The 17,625-nt window shown below is 51.7% G+C and carries 11 protein-coding genes and 2 pseudogenes; 8 read left to right on the top strand and 5 right to left on the bottom strand.

The window, feature by feature from the left end; translation table 11 throughout:
* Window positions 1–117: 117 nt before the first annotated feature.
* A complete protein-coding gene (locus tag WG929_RS18320; protein ID WP_416207230.1) occupies window positions 118–1,356 on the bottom strand; it encodes a dipeptidase in 1,239 nt (412 codons plus the stop codon).
* A gap of 477 nt (window positions 1,357–1,833) precedes the next feature.
* Between WG929_RS18320 and WG929_RS18315 the strand changes: the two genes are divergently transcribed.
* The 6 genes from WG929_RS18315 (at window position 1,834) to WG929_RS18290 (ending at window position 9,733) form a co-directional block, all read left to right on the top strand.
* Entirely contained in the window at window positions 1,834–2,433 is a 600-nt protein-coding gene (locus WG929_RS18315; protein WP_416207229.1) for a YceI family protein, read from the top strand.
* A gap of 57 nt (window positions 2,434–2,490) precedes the next feature.
* Window positions 2,491–4,101, top strand: coding sequence for a pyoverdine maturation tyrosinase PvdP (gene pvdP, locus WG929_RS18310; RefSeq protein ID WP_416207228.1), 1,611 nt, complete (start codon window positions 2,491–2,493; stop codon window positions 4,099–4,101).
* Window positions 4,102–4,232: 131 nt separating this feature from the next.
* Window positions 4,233–5,573, top strand: coding sequence for a lysine N(6)-hydroxylase/L-ornithine N(5)-oxygenase family protein (locus WG929_RS18305; RefSeq protein ID WP_416207227.1), 1,341 nt, complete (start codon window positions 4,233–4,235; stop codon window positions 5,571–5,573).
* 48 nt (window positions 5,574–5,621) lie between these two features.
* Complete coding sequence (locus WG929_RS18300; RefSeq protein ID WP_416207226.1) at window positions 5,622–6,455, top strand: formyltransferase family protein; 834 nt, start codon at window positions 5,622–5,624, stop codon at window positions 6,453–6,455.
* Between the two features lie 168 nt (window positions 6,456–6,623).
* A complete protein-coding gene (gene pvdQ, locus WG929_RS18295) occupies window positions 6,624–8,984 on the top strand; it encodes a bifunctional acylase PvdQ (protein ID WP_416207225.1) in 2,361 nt (786 codons plus the stop codon).
* Entirely contained in the window at window positions 8,972–9,733 is a 762-nt protein-coding gene (locus tag WG929_RS18290; protein ID WP_416207224.1) for a 4'-phosphopantetheinyl transferase family protein, read from the top strand. Before pvdQ ends, WG929_RS18290 begins: the two co-directional genes overlap by 13 nt.
* A gap of 24 nt (window positions 9,734–9,757) precedes the next feature.
* Here WG929_RS18290 and WG929_RS18285 read toward each other — a convergent pair whose 3' ends face one another.
* On the bottom strand, window positions 9,758–10,786 hold the full coding sequence (locus WG929_RS18285) for a FecR family protein (protein WP_416207223.1): 1,029 nt from the start codon (window positions 10,784–10,786) through the stop codon (window positions 9,758–9,760).
* 342 nt (window positions 10,787–11,128) lie between these two features.
* Here WG929_RS18285 and WG929_RS18280 point away from each other — a divergent pair, with 342 nt between their 5' ends.
* Together WG929_RS18280 and WG929_RS18275 are read left to right on the top strand one after the other, a co-directional pair.
* On the top strand, window positions 11,129–12,241 hold the full coding sequence (locus tag WG929_RS18280) for a histone deacetylase family protein (RefSeq protein ID WP_416207222.1): 1,113 nt from the start codon (window positions 11,129–11,131) through the stop codon (window positions 12,239–12,241).
* A gap of 228 nt (window positions 12,242–12,469) precedes the next feature.
* Window positions 12,470–12,739, top strand: a pseudogene (locus WG929_RS18275) (helix-turn-helix domain-containing protein); the annotation flags it as partial.
* 31 nt (window positions 12,740–12,770) lie between these two features.
* Here WG929_RS18275 and WG929_RS18270 read toward each other — a convergent pair.
* From WG929_RS18270 to WG929_RS18260, 3 genes and pseudogenes are all read right to left on the bottom strand, one after another.
* Window positions 12,771–12,977 (bottom strand): annotated as a pseudogene (locus WG929_RS18270) (hypothetical protein); the annotation flags it as partial.
* A gap of 266 nt (window positions 12,978–13,243) precedes the next feature.
* Complete coding sequence (locus WG929_RS18265; RefSeq protein WP_416207221.1) at window positions 13,244–16,501, bottom strand: efflux RND transporter permease subunit; 3,258 nt, start codon at window positions 16,499–16,501, stop codon at window positions 13,244–13,246.
* 5 nt (window positions 16,502–16,506) lie between these two features.
* Window positions 16,507–17,583 carry an efflux RND transporter periplasmic adaptor subunit gene (locus WG929_RS18260; RefSeq protein ID WP_416207220.1) on the bottom strand — a complete coding sequence of 359 codons (1,077 nt, stop codon included), beginning with the start codon at window positions 17,581–17,583 and terminating at the stop codon, window positions 16,507–16,509.
* Window positions 17,584–17,625: the final 42 nt, after the last annotated feature.

Below are 17,625 nucleotides of genomic sequence, written 5' to 3'. Positions count from 1 at the left end.
TCAGTGATGTCGAGCACTTTGACTGGTCGTCCCATGGTTTGCCTCTGCCTGAAAATGCACTCCTCAAAGTAGACTATAACCACTCATATAAATTCTATTTATTTTTGTTAAGGGACACTAGTTGGTGCCTGAGATATCAACGGTTTTCTGGTGTGCCTGCACCTGTTTCCAGACACGAAAGAAATTACCGCCCCAGAGTTTTTCGATATCGTTATCCGAGTAGCCACGCAGCATCAGTTCGGCGGTCAGGTTACGAATATCACCCACATCCTCCCAGCCCACTACGCCACCACCGTCGTTAAAATCGGAACTGATGCCTACATGGTCGATGCCGATTTTTTTGACGGCATAGTCGATGGTGTTGGCAAAATCATTCAGTGTGGCTTTTGGTTCTTCCTCGACAATACCGTAAAGGGCGCTGGCGTACTCCGCGAATTTCTGTTCCGGCCAGATGGTAATGACCGGGTCGCCGGGCATATGGGCATAGGCGAGGTTTTCCAGGGTTTCCAATGGAGGGAGTTCAAATTTTCCCCGTAGTTGATTGAGTTTTTCCAGAGTTTGATTGCTTAAGGGTTTTAAATAGGTCGAAAAGCCCACAATTTGCACTACGCCTCCAGTATCTTTAATCAGGTGCAGCTCGCGATCACTCAGGTTGCGGGGAATATCCACGATGCCACGCACGGCGGAATGGGAGGCGACGATGGGGGCCTGGGTGAGCTGGGCAACCTGTTCCACCGCGCTAGTGGACATTTGTGATACATCAATGATGACGCCCAGACCATTGAGACGTTTGACCGCTTGCTTTCCCAGTTCTGAAAGCCCGCCCAGAGCGTCGGGCGTGTCGTTAAAAAATGCCATTGGCCGGGACGAGTCCGCCCAAGCGTTGTTGCCGGTAAAACTGAAGCCGAACATACGCATGCCGCGGGCGGCCCAGTGGTCGAGCAGGGAGATATCCTCACCCAGGGGATAGGCATTGAGCATGCTGATAACGATGGCAAATTTACCTTCATCCACCAAGCGATAGAAATCTTCTGGGTTATAGGCGATACCCGCACGGTTGGGGTAGTCGCGGGCGATGTTTTGAATGATGCGGTAACGCACTTCTTGTTCGTGGCGTGCGCTTTCTACCATGCCGGGAGTGGGGCGGTGGGGGCCGTTGGGGCCGTTCCACATTTCCGGCCAGGCAAAAATAGTCAGTGCCGCGCCGGACAGTCTTCCCTTGCCAGCTTTAACCAGGTCGAACTGATAAGGGCCGTCGGTATCAGCCTCCTTACCTTCAGTATTGAAGTCTGTGGGTATGTCGATATGACTGTCGAAAGCAAGTATTCGCTCATGCAATGCTTCGGCGCGATCCATAATCTCCTTCGGGTATTGGACTTCGCTCCATGGCCACCTATAGTGCCCGGTTGTCCAGGCGGTGCCAGCGGCTGCTAATACCAATAAGATCAACCAAAACCAGAGAGATTTTATGATATGGAGTGATTTCATTGGGGCCTCATATGTGCTCGTAGTACCGATGGTAACGAGTGGTTGTGGCAGAAATTTACTCGATGCCATCAACCCTGCAAAGAGTGGTGTGGATTGGTGGGTTTTGGATGGGTTCAAGGTTGTATCTGAAACTGTGGCTGGGGCCTGTTGACGCCGATGCAGGGATAAAATTTCCGCTGGTTTTAAATTCTCGTCAATTCTCTACGTTTACCCTTAATAACGTGAACTGAATAGTTGTGTCGGTTTGTTTGTGTGTGACGCGCTCATGCACTCGGCGATTCGGGATGCCAATATTGTGTTGATGTTAACGGGTCAAATTTTAAAGGCTATTAGGAGAGCAGAGCTATGTTAAGAAGCACCATAAGCAGTGGATGGAGAAGCGCACTGCAAAAATTATCTTTTGTGCTGATTGGTTTTTTCGGTTTTTCAACCCATTTGTTTGCTTCGGATTACATCATTGATCCGACGCATTCTTTTGTGGAATTTAGAGTTCAGCATTTGGGTTACAGCTGGTTGTATGGTCGCTTTAATACGTTGCAGGGGTCGTTCTCGTATGATTCGAACAAACTCGAACAGAGTTATATAAAAGTGGAGATAGCGGCCGATAGCATTGATACCAATCATGCTGAGCGAGATAAACACTTGCGCAGTGATGATTTTCTGGATGTTGCGCGTTTTCCCAAGGCTGTATTTACGGCGGCTAGCTATGAAGGCGATGCCAGTGAAGGAACAATAATGGGGAATTTGACGCTGCATGGTGTGACTCGCCAGGTTGTTATTGAGGTCTCTAAAGTGGGTGAAGGAAAAGACCCGTGGGGTGGGTATCGCGCGGGGTTTTGGGGGCGATTGATATTGACGCCGGGCGAATTTGGCATTGACTACGATTTAGGATCGGCTTCGGCCAGCTTGGAAATGGAATTGAGTATAGAAGGAACAAAGAACTAGAACCTTATCGGAGATTTGATGAATGCAATTTTTGTTATGCGTTGAGGTTCTGTCCGGATGAAGTTTTCCCGTAGAAAGTTTCTGGCGTCTATTTCTGCTGCCGGCTTGGTGATTCCAGGTATCTATTATGGCCAGCGGGAAATCAGAAGCAGGCTCATTAGCAATGATAAGGAGGTGACTCCTGGTGAAGCGGTAGTTGAGCCTGCCACTGACAACGGCGAGCGGTTGGCCGGTCGGCTGCGTGGTATTTGGGATTTTCGCTTGTTGGGTGGATCGGGGAGTTTGGGAAGTCTGTCGCAAGATGATCTGGAAATGGTGTTGGATGTGGGAGCTACGGGGCGAGCTTTGCGTGGTTATCTGGGGACGGCGGTAGCATTGCGTGGTGACAGTGAGCCTGATTACCGTATAACGGGAAGCCTGATCAATATAGAGGGTGCCAAACTTCGCTGGCTGATCTGTGAGAGCGATACTCCTCGGTATGAATGTGATGTCATCCTGGATGAGGTGTGGAGTAACTGGAGTAATGCAGGGGATGGTACTTTAAGTGGCAAAATGCGCGATCTCAATCGTTCTCTGCAGCTCCCGGACCGGCAATATGCCTTTATTGCTCGGAAGCATCGCTTCCCCGAGGCGAAGGAGCGTATCACTTACACGCCTGTTTTACAGGAATGGCTGGTGTCGGCGGAACATCGTTTGTTTCACCAAGTCTGGCATGCCTCTCGTGATAAATGGCACAGGCTGCCTGAGGAAAAGCGTGAAGCGTTGCGTGGATTGAACTGGCAGCCGGGGCCAGTCGGTAATGAGCGTGATGCCAGAGGAAAGAACAAGCATCGCAACGGTTCCGGTGAGGATTTTCTGTTTATGCATCGGGATATGGTGCGGCGGGCTCGGGCGTTGCAGCCGGATCTGATGTGCTGGTCCCGACTCCCGTCACCAGTACCGTTTATTGAGTGTGATCGCCAGGAATTTATTCGTTACTACGAAAACAGTGACGGCTGCTCCGTACCGCCGGCCTGGGAGCCGCAGAATGACGCGGAATACGCTCAGTGGTTACGTGGGGTGAAGGGTAGTGCAAGTTTTTATAGCAATTACCAAGTGTGGGAGTCGCTGTATCAGGACCCCGAGTATCTGAGTAGGATGACTCTGGGGGAGTTTGGCTCAGAGTTGGAATTGGGCATTCACGACTGGTTGCATATGCGCTGGGCTACCGTGACCCGCGACCCAAGCAATGGTATGCCGCTGTTTTGGGACCGTAACTATACAGACTTTTCCTCTCGTTGGTTTCTGCCGGAAAACGATTATCTCGGTGATCCTTTTTCCTCTCATGTTAACCCGGTGTTCTGGATGTTCCATGGCTGGATCGATGATCGCATTGAGGACTGGTTTCGGGCCCATGAGCGTGTTCATCCCGGTGAAGTGAAGCGACAAATAGTTAAAGGGGTGCCCTGGTTTGCCCCAGGTCGCTGGGTGCAGGTGGGAGATCCCTGGCTTGGAGCTGTGTTATATGGTTGCGTGCCGCCTGGTGAAGGAGGTGGTGCTGTGGCATTGAATACAGGGGAAATGAAGCTTGCATTGCGCATTGCGTTCAGTGGCGAGGAGGATGTGTCTAATTTATTGAAACGTACTCCGCGCAGGCCATGGTACGCCAGAAATTTAAAACTGGCTTAAATTTACGGGGAAACAGTTCGTTTCCTAGTTTATTAGAGGTGTTGACGACTCCTAGGAAAAAACACGCAATAGAAAGGAGAGTTGTGCTTCATCTCCCTAACTTAAAAAGTGGCTTAATAGAGGTATGACGCATGACACAAAAAACTGATCGCACGCTATACGATATGGTTGGCATAGGTTTTGGCCCGTCTAATTTGGCCTTGGCGATTGCTATGGAAGAACAGAGCGCCTCTTGCGGTTCAATGCGTGCATTGTTTTTGGATAAGCAGGAAGATTATCAATGGCATGGGAATACACTGGTTAGTCAGTCAGATTTGCAAATTTCATTTTTGAAAGATCTTGTCTCACTGCGTAATCCTGAAAGCCCTTACTCCTTCATTAACTATTTGCACAAGCACCAGCGTCTAGTGAATTTTATAAATTTGGGAACTCTTTATCCGTGTCGTATGGAGTTCAATGATTATTTGCGTTGGGCTGCCGGACACTTCAAATCATTGTGTCAATATGATCAGGAAGTGCGGGCCGTTGAGCCCATTGAGCGAAACGGTATTGTAGAGGCTTTACGAGTTGTAGCACAGGGTAAGGATGGTGTGGAACAATGTCACGAGACCCGCTCGGTTGTTATAAGTACGGGAGGCAAACCGCATATTCCCGAGCCTTTCAGGCATCTTGGTGGCAACCCGAAAATTTTCCATCATGCTAACTATAAGCCTTTTGTTAAGGCGCTGGAGATAACGCCTGCTGTACCGATGCGTATCGCAATCATTGGTGGAGGGCAGAGTGCGGCGGAAGCCTTTATTGATCTCAATGACTGTTATCCATCGGTGTCGGTGGACTGGATTATCCGTGGGTCTTCTGTGAAACCGTCGGATGATACGCCCTTTGTGAATGAGATATTTGATCCAGAATTCACAGACTTGATTTATCGGCAGGACCCCTCCGAGAGAGCTAGATATATACAGGAATACCAGAATACCAATTATGCGGTTGTTGACTTGGCGCTTATAGAACGTATTTACGGCATTTACTATCTTCAAAAAGTCGATGGTCAAGCGCGTCATCGCTATCGTCGTCTAATGGAAGTCGTACAAGCAGAGGCGGGCAGTGAAGGTGTAAGTATCGAGCTAAGAAATAAAGCAAGCGGTGAAGTTTGCAGGGATCACTATGACGCAGTGATTCTCGCAACTGGTTACGACCGGGATCTTCGTCATGAATTGTTGTCCGGGCTCGATCAGTATCTTGGTGAATATACCGTTGGTCGGGATTATCGCCTCCAGACCGACTCACGGTTTAAGCCGGCTATCTATATGCAGGGTTTTTGCGAGCTAACGCACGGTTTGAGTGACACGCTATTATCCGTCTTACCATACCGATCTGAGGAAATAGCAACTTCATTACATAATTACCTATATCATCAATATGCGCCTACGGAGGATAATGAAATGGCCATAGAGGCTGAAAAATTTGAATAACAAAAGTTGTGTTTCTTTTATTGGCGGAATGATGGGTGTGAAATTGTAATGAAAAATAAAAACCTTGTTTATATATGGTCATTGAGGAACGCTGCAGCGGATAGGGCTGGGCAGCACATAGATTATCGTGGTGAACGCCGCTATATGATGTCGCCGCTGGAGTATCTGGTTGGTCAACTGAATGATACAGCTTTGGGGGAGCAATACTCACTGAAAGCGATTATTCATGATGACGATGAACTCTCAGCAACGGATTGTAAAAAGCTTGAGGGTTATGGGTTTTCCCCTGATGAAAGAACGCAGTGGGTTTTCCCGCAAGATTTGTCTGTGTGGGGAGAGAAGTTGTGCGACAAGCTTTGTTCTATCCCCTCAGCTTACCGGCGTTACCCGGTGGGTGCGCCTGAGCGGATAGCGGGAAAACGGATTTTTGAAAAAAACTTGCAGGATAAGCTGGTCGAATTGGAGGCAGACGTGGTGGTGTTGGACGGCCTTTTGGTTATTCTTGATGAGCTGGTCCGGCCAGGCGGTCTGTATCGAGGCAAAATCGTTAATATCCATCCGGGTATTACTGCCCCGGATTCCCTGTATCAGCGCCGTGGTGCCTATGCAACACTGGATGCCCTGTACGGGGCGCGAGGGGAAAAGGTGGTGAACTGGGAAACAATGGAAAAGATCTCTGTTCCTCCGTTACTAAAAACCGGAGCGTCATTTCACTACGTTGATAACGGAATTGATTCCGGCAAGGTGATCATGGATATGCTCAACACAACCATTTCACCGAAAGACACCATATTCGAGTTGCGTTGGAATAATTTCCACAATAGTTTATTCCCAGCGCTTAGTCGTGGTCTTGAAATTATGGCTCAGGTGGGTGGAGCGTGAAACGTTGCCGGCGTTTGAAACGACCGATTGATCCTTATTGTGGATATAAAGTATCAGGTAAAACGTTATTCTGGGTGGCATTGTTCCCCCCGGGAAAGCAAGTCATAAATTTCTTTTCTGCTTGCTCGTTATCTGCCACAACGATGTCAGGAGAATAAGGGGACAAAAATGCCGATTAGTTCTTCTGGCTTTTATCGTTTAAAAACATTTCTTTCATTAATCATTGTCGTACTTCTAGCGGGATGTGCCGTCAATCCCACCACAGGTCAGCGGATAGCGGATATCCGCTGGACAACACACGGCATACCTCACATTCAGGCTAATAACGAAGTCGATTTGGGCTATGGCATCGGTTACGCGTATGCCCGTGACAACGCTTGCCTGCTGGCGCAGGAGGTGGTGACTGTGCGAGGAGAGCGCTCCCGTTTTTTTGGTGCCGAAGGAAAGTCATCCGCTGGTCTGAATAATCTGGCTTCTGACATCTTTTACACCTGGTTGAATACCGACGATGAGATCGATACCTTCTGGCGGGAACAGCCGGAACCTATCCAACAATTGCTTACCGGCTATGCTGAGGGTTTCAACCATTATCTGGCAGAGCTGACAACGGACACTATCAGTTGTCAGGGTGAAGCGTGGCTAAAGTCCATTGCTACTCATGATCTGGTCCGTCTTGTTCGCAGCCTGTTGGTTGAAGGGGGGGTGAAGCAGTTTGTTGGGCCTTTGGTCACGGCGAGGCCACCAGAGCCACAGCAAAACTTGTCTGGCCGAGCGGATGCCACTCAAATGCCTGGGCTTGTCGGATTTGATAAAGAGGCATTATGGGATAACAAAGCTTTCGGCAATACGTTCTTTGGCAGTCAATCCGTCTCGTCGCTCGGCAGTAATGCGATCGCTGTGGGCAAGGCGCGTTCAAGCAATGGCAACGGTTTGTTGCTGGCCAACCCGCATTTTCCTTGGGGAGCGGGAGCGCAGCGTTTTTATCAAATGCATCTAACTATTCCTGGGGAGTTGGATGTGATGGGCGCTGCATTGCCGGGACTGCCATTGATCAATATCGGCTTTAATCAGCACGTTGCCTGGACCCATACAGTCGATACTTCCAGTCACTTTACACTTTATCGATTGATGCTCGATCCTGACAATTCCATGCGTTATATCGTGGACGGCGAGTCTCGTCCGCTTAGGAAAAACACGCTGGAAGTTACGGTAAAGGGTGAAAAGGGCTTGTCCACAGTCAAGCGTGATATTTATGAATCGGAGTACGGACCGGTCATTGTTATCCCCGACATGCTCGAGTGGAACAAGGCAGTCGCTTTTGTGTTGCGTGATGCCAACCGGGAAAATACTCGCGTGTTGGCACAGTGGTATGCGGTAAACCAGGCACAAAGCAGCGATGCGTTACGTGAAAATGTGGCGTGGTGGCAGGGCATTCCCTGGGTTAATACGGTGGCAGTTGATAGCGAGGGCAAAGCGTTGTATATGAACCAGTCCGTCGTTCCCAATGTGACTGTCAACCAACTAAGTCGCTGCGCCGATCCGGCACTGCTTAATCACGGACTGGTGGTGCTCGACGGGTCAGTGCGGCAGTGCGATTGGGTCGTTGACGAGCGAGCAGTCCAACCTGGCATCGTGCCGACAGAAGAATTGCCGGTATTGATGCGTGAGGATTATGTTCAGAACTCCAACGACAGTGCCTGGCTAAGCAATCCCTCCAGCCCGCTGTCAGGTTTTTCGCCATTGGTTAGTCGGTCGATATTACCACTCGGGTTAAGAGCACGATTTGCCCTCAGCCGACTTCAGCAACCAGAAAATATAACTCCCTCCGAATTACAGGGATTGGTGATAGACAACCAAGTGTACTTGGCCGATTTGATTATGGATGATCTTCTTAACGTGTGCCGGTCACAAAATGACGGCGAAGCATTTGCGCGTGCCTGTGCCCGGCTGGCTCAGTGGGATGGTAAAGCTAATCTCAACAGTGGATCTGGCTTGTTGTTGTTTATGCAATTTGCTGAACATTTTGTGCAAATAAAAAATAGCTGGCGTGTTCCGTTTGATTCTAATGACCCGGTGAATACGCCGCGTGGTATCAACCTGAATAATCCCGCTGTGGTGAAAGCCGTGATCACTGAATTGGTTGCTGTGGAGAAAAAATTAGAAGAAAGTGGTCTGCGTGACAATATCCGTTGGGGGGATATTCAGGTCGCCGGGAATAACGATCACAGCATTCCCATTCCCGGGAGTTATGGTGAACTGGGTGTCTACAATGTCATTGAGTCCAAGCGCGAAGGTGAATATTACAGGGTGAAAAGTGGCAGTAGCTATATTCAACTGGTTGAGTTCACTGATGGCGGGCCGCAGGCCCAAGGGCTATTAACCTATTCCCAGTCCAGTGATCCGCTGTCTGAGCATTTCTTGGATCAAACTGAACTCTTCTCCCGACAGTATTGGCCCAAGCTGCCGTTTACCGAGGCGCAGATCAGGGCCGATCCAGCGCTTGAAAGTAAAACCCTGTGGAAGCAGTAAATTTGTCCGGGAGTAGCAGGGAGAATTTTATTACCCCGCTAGATCTGGTGGGCGGATGGCCGGGTGACGATGCGATTGTTCGGTCAGCCTGTTTCTATGATGTCGAACAATATGACGAATCGCTGTTTGATACGTTAGGAATTGTAAAACCGAAACAATTGCTGCGGGCAGTTACTAAGCGCAAAGCGGAGTTTTTGGCGGGGCGTTATTGTGCACGACGAGCGCTTGGCCAGTCAGGATTACCTAGTTACTGCATCGGTATCGGCCGTCACCGGCAGCCGATCTGGCCGGAGGGTATGTGTGGGGCAATCAGCCATGCCCGGCAGCTTGCCATTGCTGTGGTCACACGAGATACGGATATTTATGGTGTAGGAGTTGATGTGGAAGAAGAGATGACATCGGCTGCGGTGCTACAGATACAACCCTTTGTGCTGAATGCAGATGAGTATTCACTGCTGTCCCAGCACTTATTGCCCCCTGAACAACTCACCACTTTAATCTATTCCATTAAGGAGAGCTTTTTTAAGGCCGCGTTCCCGCTGGTGCAGCACTATTTTGACTTTGACGCCATTTCGTTGTTGGAAATAGATATCCATCAAGGCGTGTGTTGCTTTCGGATCAATGTGTCACTGCATCCTGTATTGCCGCAAGGGAAGCGTTTGCGAGGACAATTTAGCTTTCCTCGGGTTCGGGGGCTGGACACCTGTACTATCGCGACACTGGTCATTTTGACCAGGGAAACACGGTAACAGGATAAACCGTAGTGTATGTTGCTATTGGTGGCGGCTTGAGAGTACCAGACCGCCGAACAGTCGCTTCTCGACCGTTAGTGGCAATGCCTGGGGAAGGGAGTCAACAAGGCCATCCAGGTTGTCCGTATTATAAATGCCTCCAATGCGCAAATTGGCAACGGCGGCGTCATTCAGGGTGATCGAATGGTCGAGATAGCGATCAATCTGCGGTATGGCAACGGAGAGAGGCTGGTCGTCCAAGACCAATTTACCGGATTGCCAGGCTAGTGCCTGGTCGATATTGCCTGGTTCTGACTGAGGTGAATCGTGACCAGAGTATTCAGCTTGCATGCCGGGGGTCAGGTGAAGATCAGACGCGTTGTTGCTGACAATAACGGAGCCTGCTGCAACCGTGACGACAACGTCTTGCTGGTATTTCCAGACGTTAAATGCTGTCCCTGTGACCGTGATTGTGCCATTGGCGGCACTGATTTCAAAAGGATGTGTAGCGTTGTGAGCGACCTTAAAGAAAGCTTCTCCATTGCCACTGATATCGACGTGACGCCTATCCCGAAAATTGGCGTAAGTGATGTGGGTGTTGAGATTCATCTCTACCTGTGTGCCGTCGGGTAAGGTTACTTCCTGACGGACTTGATCAGTACTGTAACGATGGTATTCGTTGGGCAGCCAATTTAGTAGCCATCCCCCATACCCGAAGGGGATGAGAAGCAGGGCCGCGAGCGATAGTAGCCTTGCATTCTGTTGCCATTGCCAGCGAGGAGGTTGTTGATAGGGGGGGAGCTGGACGATACCCGACGTCTCGGCAGGGGGGTTCTCCTCTTGCCTCGCCTCGACAGAGGAGGGAACCAAGTGCTCGCTCAGCAACCAGACCCGGAGAATTTTGTTATAGGCCTGTTCATGTTCCGGATTCTCTTGAAGCCACTGTTCGAAGGCTGCTCGGTCCAGTGGGCTGCACTCATCTGATTGTATGCGCATGCACCAATCTGCTGCGGCCATCTTTATGGTGCCAGTATTGTCAGCTTTCTGTGGGGTATGTGTCTGCGTGTTCATGATCGTGATTTTACCTTAAAGCCCCCGTATTAGCACAGCGATTACATGTTGCCGTTTCCTTTTGGGTAGTTATTGGTATTCTATAAGTAATTGAAAATATTACAGTTTTTAGTGATTTTAAAGTTGTTTTTAGACACGGATTTTGTTGATCCTGAGCATGGGGGTGGGGTTAATCGCGTCTGATTTCAGCGGTAGTTTCCGCAGTTAGACCCCCATATCCACTTGTGTGTTCCGTGGAGTTTGGACGGGCTTCCCTGGGCTGTCTAAACCTGACCGGCTTTCGTGCGTTACCCACAGGGTAGGTTGATACTGGGGGTTACAGCCATGTGACTATACATATGGTTGTCGTACCAACTGATGAATAGAATGTTTTTTGAGGGACAGATTCCCGCTATGATCACTTTTTTCAATCCAAATCACGTAGCGCATGCAGGCCAATTGGAAATGTACCGTGGTGAACTGGTGCCGTGTTTTGAGGTGCCATCAAGAGCGGATAGGGTGCTGGCCGAACTCGAGCATCGCCAGTTGGGATCCATCCAACCGGCATCCTTAATTGACGGTTCGCTACGCAGTGTACTGGAAAAAGTACATTCATCGCGCTACCTGCAGTTTCTGGAACGGGCTTGGGGGGAGTGGATAAAACTGGCTCCAGAGAATAGTGAGAGGGATGCTCTGCCATCGGTGTGGTCGGTACGCGGTATGCGCAGCGACAGATTACCGTCGAACTTCGCGGCTCGTATGGGGTTATTTTCCTTTGATATGGGGACGCCGCTGACGGCGGGTACCTGGCAAGCTGCGATTGGCGGCGCCGGCTGTGCTTTGTCTGCGGCCAATCGGTTGTTGGCCGGTGAGCGCGGGACGTTTGCATTGACGCGGCCGCCGGGGCATCACGCCGGAGCGGATTTCTTTGGTGGGTACTGTTTTATCAATAACGCTGCGGTCGCAGCCCAGGTGCTGCTTGATGGTGGTATGGCTCGAGTAGCGATACTCGATATCGACTACCACCATGGCAATGGTACACAGGCGATTTTCTACCGACGCTCGGATGTCATGTTTGCCAGTATTCATGGTGATCCTTCGTCAGAGTATCCTTTCTTTCTCGGTTACGCTGATGAAACGGGCGAGGGTGATGGGGTGGGGTATAACCATAACTTGCCTTTACCAAAAGGTAGCGATTTTGACGTTTGGGGGCAGGCGCTAACGGAAGGGCTGGATAGCATTTTCGGCTTCAAACCGGACGGTTTGGTGGTGTCGCTGGGTGTGGATACATTTATCGATGATCCCATTTCAGGATTCAGATTTCTTGAGGAGGATTATTTGGCTGTGGGGCGCCAGATTGCCAATATAGGACTGCCGACCGTGTTTGTTATGGAAGGGGGCTACGCTCTGGAGGCTATTGGGCGCAACGTGGCCAACGTATTACAGGGGTTTGATACGGGGAAATCTACGGTCTAGAGGTGGCTGTGCGCCTTAAATTTCGATATTGAGTTCAGCTTTCCTGCCGATCAGCTACACGAATATCAGGGGCCAGAGGGCAGTGCCCCGATTCCGGTTGTTAACGGCCATTTAAAGTGACTCACCTCTGGCCATTAAATTTGATCCACCTTTGCGTGGCCTTCGGGCCACTTTAACCCTAACGTTCCCGGTTTTCTCTGGCCGGGGATTCACGTGAAGGACTGGATTGTGATTCATAAAATCAAAGCACTGCACGACAACGGCAATGGCCTGTCCAAACGAGCCATCGCCAAGGAACTCGGAATTGCCCGCAGCACCGTTCGCAAGTACCTCAGAATGGATGAGCAGGCGATTGATCAGCAGCAACAAAACCCGGAGCGTTCAAAGTCGCTCGATCACTACCGCTGGTTACAGCGTTATCCCAACCTCCGTGCCGTCAAACTGATGCGCCGACTGCGGGATCCGGTACCCGACCTGGCGGTGTTGGATCGCACCATCCATCACTAACGGCCTCAGCATGACGACGGTCTCAGGCCGAGTATCTGAAGGACGCCGGATAGCTGTGGCAATGGCACGTCCCCTCTGCTCCGATGCGAATAGCGACGGTGACTGTCGACGCTGAGGGGCTGTTTGAGGACATCAGAGTAATAAAGGCGACTGCCTGCTGATTGGCGGTGCTGACGCCCCGCAGACGTTTGGGCCAGTACTGGAACGTGGCGAGTTTGAGGTTATTGGGCTGACAGAATACTTTTTAGGTCAGGCTAAAAGCCTGCCAGGTCTCGAGGTGTTACTGCCGGAGTGTCTGTTTGTCGAGAGAAGTCATGGAGTCTCCCAAACCGTGAAACTGGAATCAGGATGCGTGGCCAGAGAATGGGGTTATAGATGGGGTTAATGGAGCGGTTACTAATGGTGGAGTGCGGCTCGAAAAACTCGTGATTTTAGCTATTAGACCCCAAGCATGGGGCCTAATAGCTGGTTGACCGTGTCATAACGCGATGACGTTTATGATGTTGCCACTTCTCCCCGCAGTTGTTCGCCCAGGTTTTTGGGCATCAGCGAGAAGTACAGCAGTGGAATTACGATCAGGGTCAACAGCGTTGAAATCATGATGCCGAAAATCAGTGAGATCGCCAGGCCATTAAAGATTGGATCATCCAGAATAAAGAATGCGCCAATCATGGCGGCGACGGCGGTCAGTACAATAGGCCGTGACCGTACTGCGGCGGAGGTGATTACGGCGTCTTCAAAACGCATGCCTTCTTCCAGCTGCTGATTGATGAAGTCGACCAGCAGGATGGAGTTACGCACGATGATGCCCGCCAGTGCGATCATGCCGATCATGGAGGTGGCAGTAAACTGGGCACCAAACAGGGCGTGGCCCGGCATGACGCCAATCACGGTCAGTGGAATCGGGGCCATAATGATCAGCGGCACCAGGTAGCTGCGAAATTGGCCAACCACCAGCAGGTAGATCAGGATCATGCCGACGCCGTAGGCAATACCCATATCGCGGAAGGTTTCGTAGGTAATCTGCCATTCGCCATCCCATTTTATGCTGATGTCGTCAGTGAGAGCAGGTTGCTGAATAAACCATTGTTGCCAGTTGAGTCCGGCATCTTCCATTCCAAGCGAGATACCAAACAGGCCGTAGAGCGGGCTGTCGAGTTCTCCGGCCATGTCGGCGGTGACAAACACCACCGGTTGCAGATTTTTGTGGTAGATGCTCTTGTCGGTGATGGTTTTGCGGATGCTGACTACGTCGGCTAACGATACCAGGCTGCCGTCGGCGGCTTTGACTTTCATGACCAGCAGCTGGTTCAGGCCGACCTTGTCGCCTTCGTTGAGTTCAAGTCGAATGGGCAAGGGGTATTTGCTGTTGGCGCCGGGGTGGTCTTCGGCATCGGCGTGGGTGTGTAGATAGCTGACGTCTTCGCCACCCAGGGCGGTGCTGATGGCCTGGACGATGCTGGCCTGGGCAACGCCGAGCAGGGAAGCGCGCTGGCGGTCGATATTCACAATCCACTTTTGCTGATCGGCTTCAATGTAGTCGTCGACATCAACAATATCGGTGGTGGTTTCAAACAGGCCACGCAATGCTTTGGCGGCAGTGATCTGGCGACTGTATTCCGGGCCGTAGACTTCGGCCACGATCGGGGCCATAACTGGTGGGCCAGGTGGCACTTCAATGATCTTGACGTTGGCATTCAGTCTGTTGCCAATGGCTTGTAGCGGTTCCCGTACCGAGCGGGCAATGTCGTGGCTTTTACGGTCACGATGATGCTTGTCGACCAGGTTTACTTGAATGTCGCCCTGATTCGGTAAGCCCCGCAGGTAGTACTGACGCACCAGGCCATTGAAGTTGATCGGCGCGGCCGTACCGGCATACAGCTGGACGTCGCGGATTTCCGGTACTTGCATCAGTTCGTCGGTCAGTTCATCCAGCACCCTCAGGGTTTGTTCTACGGGGGTGCCTTCCGGCATGTCGACGACTACCTGGAATTCTGATTTGTTGTCGAACGGCAGCATTTTCAGTACCACCAGTTCTGTTGCCGGTAACGCGACGGCAACCACGATCAGGCCGGTAATACCAACGAATAACAGGATGCGTTTTTTCGTCGCGCCAGCGCCTTCAAGAAACGGTGACATCAGCTTCTGGAAAAACCGGTGCAGCTTTGAGATGGTGGGTTGTTCTTCATCATGAGCGGCAGTGCCTTCCGGTAAATGGCGCTTGAGCAGCTTGTAAGACAGCCAGGGGGTTACTACAAAAGCCACCACCAGCGAGATCAGCATGCCGGTTGAGGCGTTGATCGGGATGGGGCTCATATAGGGGCCCATCAGGCCGGAGACAAACGCCATGGGCATCAGGGCGGCGATGACGGTGAAGGTGGCGAGAATGGTCGGGCCACCGACTTCGTCAACGGCGCAGGGGATGGCTTCCAGCAGTTTTTTGCTGCCCATGTGCAGGTGCCGGTGAATGTTTTCTACCACCACAATGGCGTCGTCAACCAGAATGCCGATGGAGAAAATCAGCGCGAACAGCGACACCCGATTCAAGGTAAAGCCCCAGACCCAGCTGGCAAATAGGGTGATCGCCAAGGTGATAAAAATAGCGCCGCCAACAATGATGGCTTCGCGCCAACCCATGGTGGCCAATACCAGAATCACGACGGCGGTGGTGGCAAACAGCAGCTTGGCAATCAGTTTGTCGGATTTGGCTTTGGCGGTGATGCCGTAATCGCGGGTAACGTCGGCATCTATATTGTGGGGGATCACGCGTTCCTTGAGGTCAACCAGGCGCTGCTCAATCGATTGGGTGATGTCGATGGCATTAGTGCCGGGTTGTTTGGCTATGGCAATGGTCACGGCGGCCTTGCTGTTGCTGTCGCCCAGATCCCGATGCATGACAAATTGCTCAGGAGTGTCGGCTCCTTGGTGAATGTCGGCGACGTCGGCCAGGTAGACCAGTCCGGCAGCGGTTTTGCCGACAATCAGCTGGCCCAAATCGGCGCTGTTTTGCAGGAATGCCCCGGCCTGTATTTGAATGACTTCGTTGTTTTGCACCAGCGGCAGGCGTTGACCTCCGGCATTGGCACTCATCAGCGCGTTACGGACATCGTCAAACGCCAGGCCGTAGCCATTCATGCGGGCCGGATCAAGTTTTACCTGCACCACGGCAGAGTGTTCACCAATACTGTAGATGTCACGGGTGCCGGGAATACGTTTGAGTTCGGTTTCCAATGCGTGGGCGACCTGGGTCAGGTCGGCGGCAGCAACGCTGTTATCGTCCGAAGACAGGGTAATGGCCATGATCGGCACGTCATCAATGCCCATGGGTTTGATGACGGGCTGGCTGACCCCCAGATTCTCAGGGAACCAGTCGGCGTTGCTGTGTACCTGGTTGTAGAGGTTGAGGATGGCGGTTTCTCGTGGCACGCCGACCTTGAAGGCGATCGTCAGAATCGCTTGGCCCGGCTGGCTGATGGAGAAAATGTCGTCGACATCCTTGATCTCCGACAGTACCTGTTCTGCCGGAATGGCCACCAGCTGTTCCACTTCATGGGCGCTGGCACCCGGATAACCAATAAAGACGTTGGCAAAGGTTACGTCGATTTGCGGCTCTTCTTCTTTCGGGGTGATCATCACCGCGAAGAACCCCAACAGCAGGCCAACCAGCGCCAGTAAAGGCGTGATGGCTGAATTCTGGAAAGCGCGGGCGGTTTTGCCGGAAATCCCCAGCATTGCTGACTTATCTGCGGACATGACGTTTATTCTCCAGCGTGGTTGGAGGTAGCCGCTACGGCCTGTTGGGCAATGGCAGCCAGTGCCGCGTAGCCGTCGATGGCGATGATGTCACCTGCCACGAGGCCCGCCAGAACTTCTGCTTCGCCGTTGCGGCTGTTACCCAGGCGCACCTGACGCATTTTTAACTGTTTGCCGTCCAGAATATAAACCGAGGTCACTTCGGAGTGCCTGACGATGGCGCTTTGGGGGATCAATATGCCTTCACGTGCACCTGCGGGCAGGCGAACCCGTGCCCACATGCCAGGGTATAAATGACGATTGTCGTCTGCCGGTAACTCGGCCCGCAGACGGACACTGTGATAACGGGCATCGGCATAAGGATAAAGTGTGATTTTGTCGGCACTGATCGGGGTCATCTGGTCACCGACAAGTACCTGAATGGCGGTTGCTGCCTGACTGGCTTGATCACGACTGGCTTGAAAGTGGCTGGCGATACTCTGGGGCAAATCGGCCACCGCACGTAACGGCTGTAATGCCAGCCCTGTCATCATTGGTTGACCCGGATTCACCAGTTCGCCGACCTGTACCATGCGTGCCTTGACGATACCAGAATAGGGCGCAATGACGCGGGTATAGGACAGCTGGGTGCGGGCCTGGCGAACGTTGGCATTGGCTGCAGCCACCGCCGCAGCGGTGCTTTTGGCCTGGGCTTCGGCGCTATCGAACAGGCCCTGGGAAATGGTGCCTTGTTTCAGTAATCGCTGGTTACGTTTGAGCAGAATCTGGGCGTCTTCATTTTGAGCTTCTGCCTGGGCTAGCTGGGCTTCTGCCTGAGCCAATTGTGCTTGTTGCTGGGTGTTGTCGATTTCGATCAGCAAGGTGCCCTTTTTAACGCGGTCGTTTATATCAACATGGACAGCCTGGATAGCACCGCTGGTTTGGGCCGATATGGTACTTTCGTTAACGGCTTCCAGCGTGGCTTCGAGATCGTAAAACACCGGAATCTGGCTGGTTTGCAGTGTGCGGGTTTCCAGAGCGTCGGCAGGCAGGGCCAGCAGGGCAGTCAGGCCAAGGCTCAGCATCAAACGTGAAGTCAGCATAGATGGCATCCTTTGTTAACTTTTGGGGCGGCGGCAGAAGCC

The sequence above is a fragment of the Oceanobacter antarcticus genome (assembly GCF_044962685.1).
Lineage (GTDB): Bacteria > Pseudomonadota > Gammaproteobacteria > Pseudomonadales > Oceanobacteraceae > Oceanobacter > Oceanobacter antarcticus.
Note: the sequence above shows the minus strand (reverse complement) of the source record. Positions and strands in the feature narration are given on the sequence as shown.

Excerpts from the sequence above, each read along its gene's own strand:
- WG929_RS18320 (WP_416207230.1), bottom strand. The coding sequence starts at position 1,356 with ATGGATCGCGCCGAAGCATTGCATGAGCGAATACTTGCTTTCGACAGT.
- WG929_RS18315 (WP_416207229.1), top strand. The coding sequence starts at position 1,834 with ATGTTAAGAAGCACCATAAGCAGTGGATGGAGAAGCGCACTGCAAAAA.
- pvdP (WP_416207228.1), top strand. The coding sequence starts at position 2,491 with ATGAAGTTTTCCCGTAGAAAGTTTCTGGCGTCTATTTCTGCTGCCGGC.
- WG929_RS18305 (WP_416207227.1), top strand. The coding sequence starts at position 4,233 with ATGACACAAAAAACTGATCGCACGCTATACGATATGGTTGGCATAGGT.
- WG929_RS18300 (WP_416207226.1), top strand. The coding sequence starts at position 5,622 with ATGAAAAATAAAAACCTTGTTTATATATGGTCATTGAGGAACGCTGCA.
- pvdQ (WP_416207225.1), top strand. The coding sequence starts at position 6,624 with ATGCCGATTAGTTCTTCTGGCTTTTATCGTTTAAAAACATTTCTTTCA.
- WG929_RS18285 (WP_416207223.1), bottom strand. The coding sequence starts at position 10,786 with ATGAACACGCAGACACATACCCCACAGAAAGCTGACAATACTGGCACC.
- WG929_RS18265 (WP_416207221.1), bottom strand. The coding sequence starts at position 16,501 with ATGTCCGCAGATAAGTCAGCAATGCTGGGGATTTCCGGCAAAACCGCC.
- WG929_RS18260 (WP_416207220.1), bottom strand. The coding sequence starts at position 17,583 with ATGCTGACTTCACGTTTGATGCTGAGCCTTGGCCTGACTGCCCTGCTG.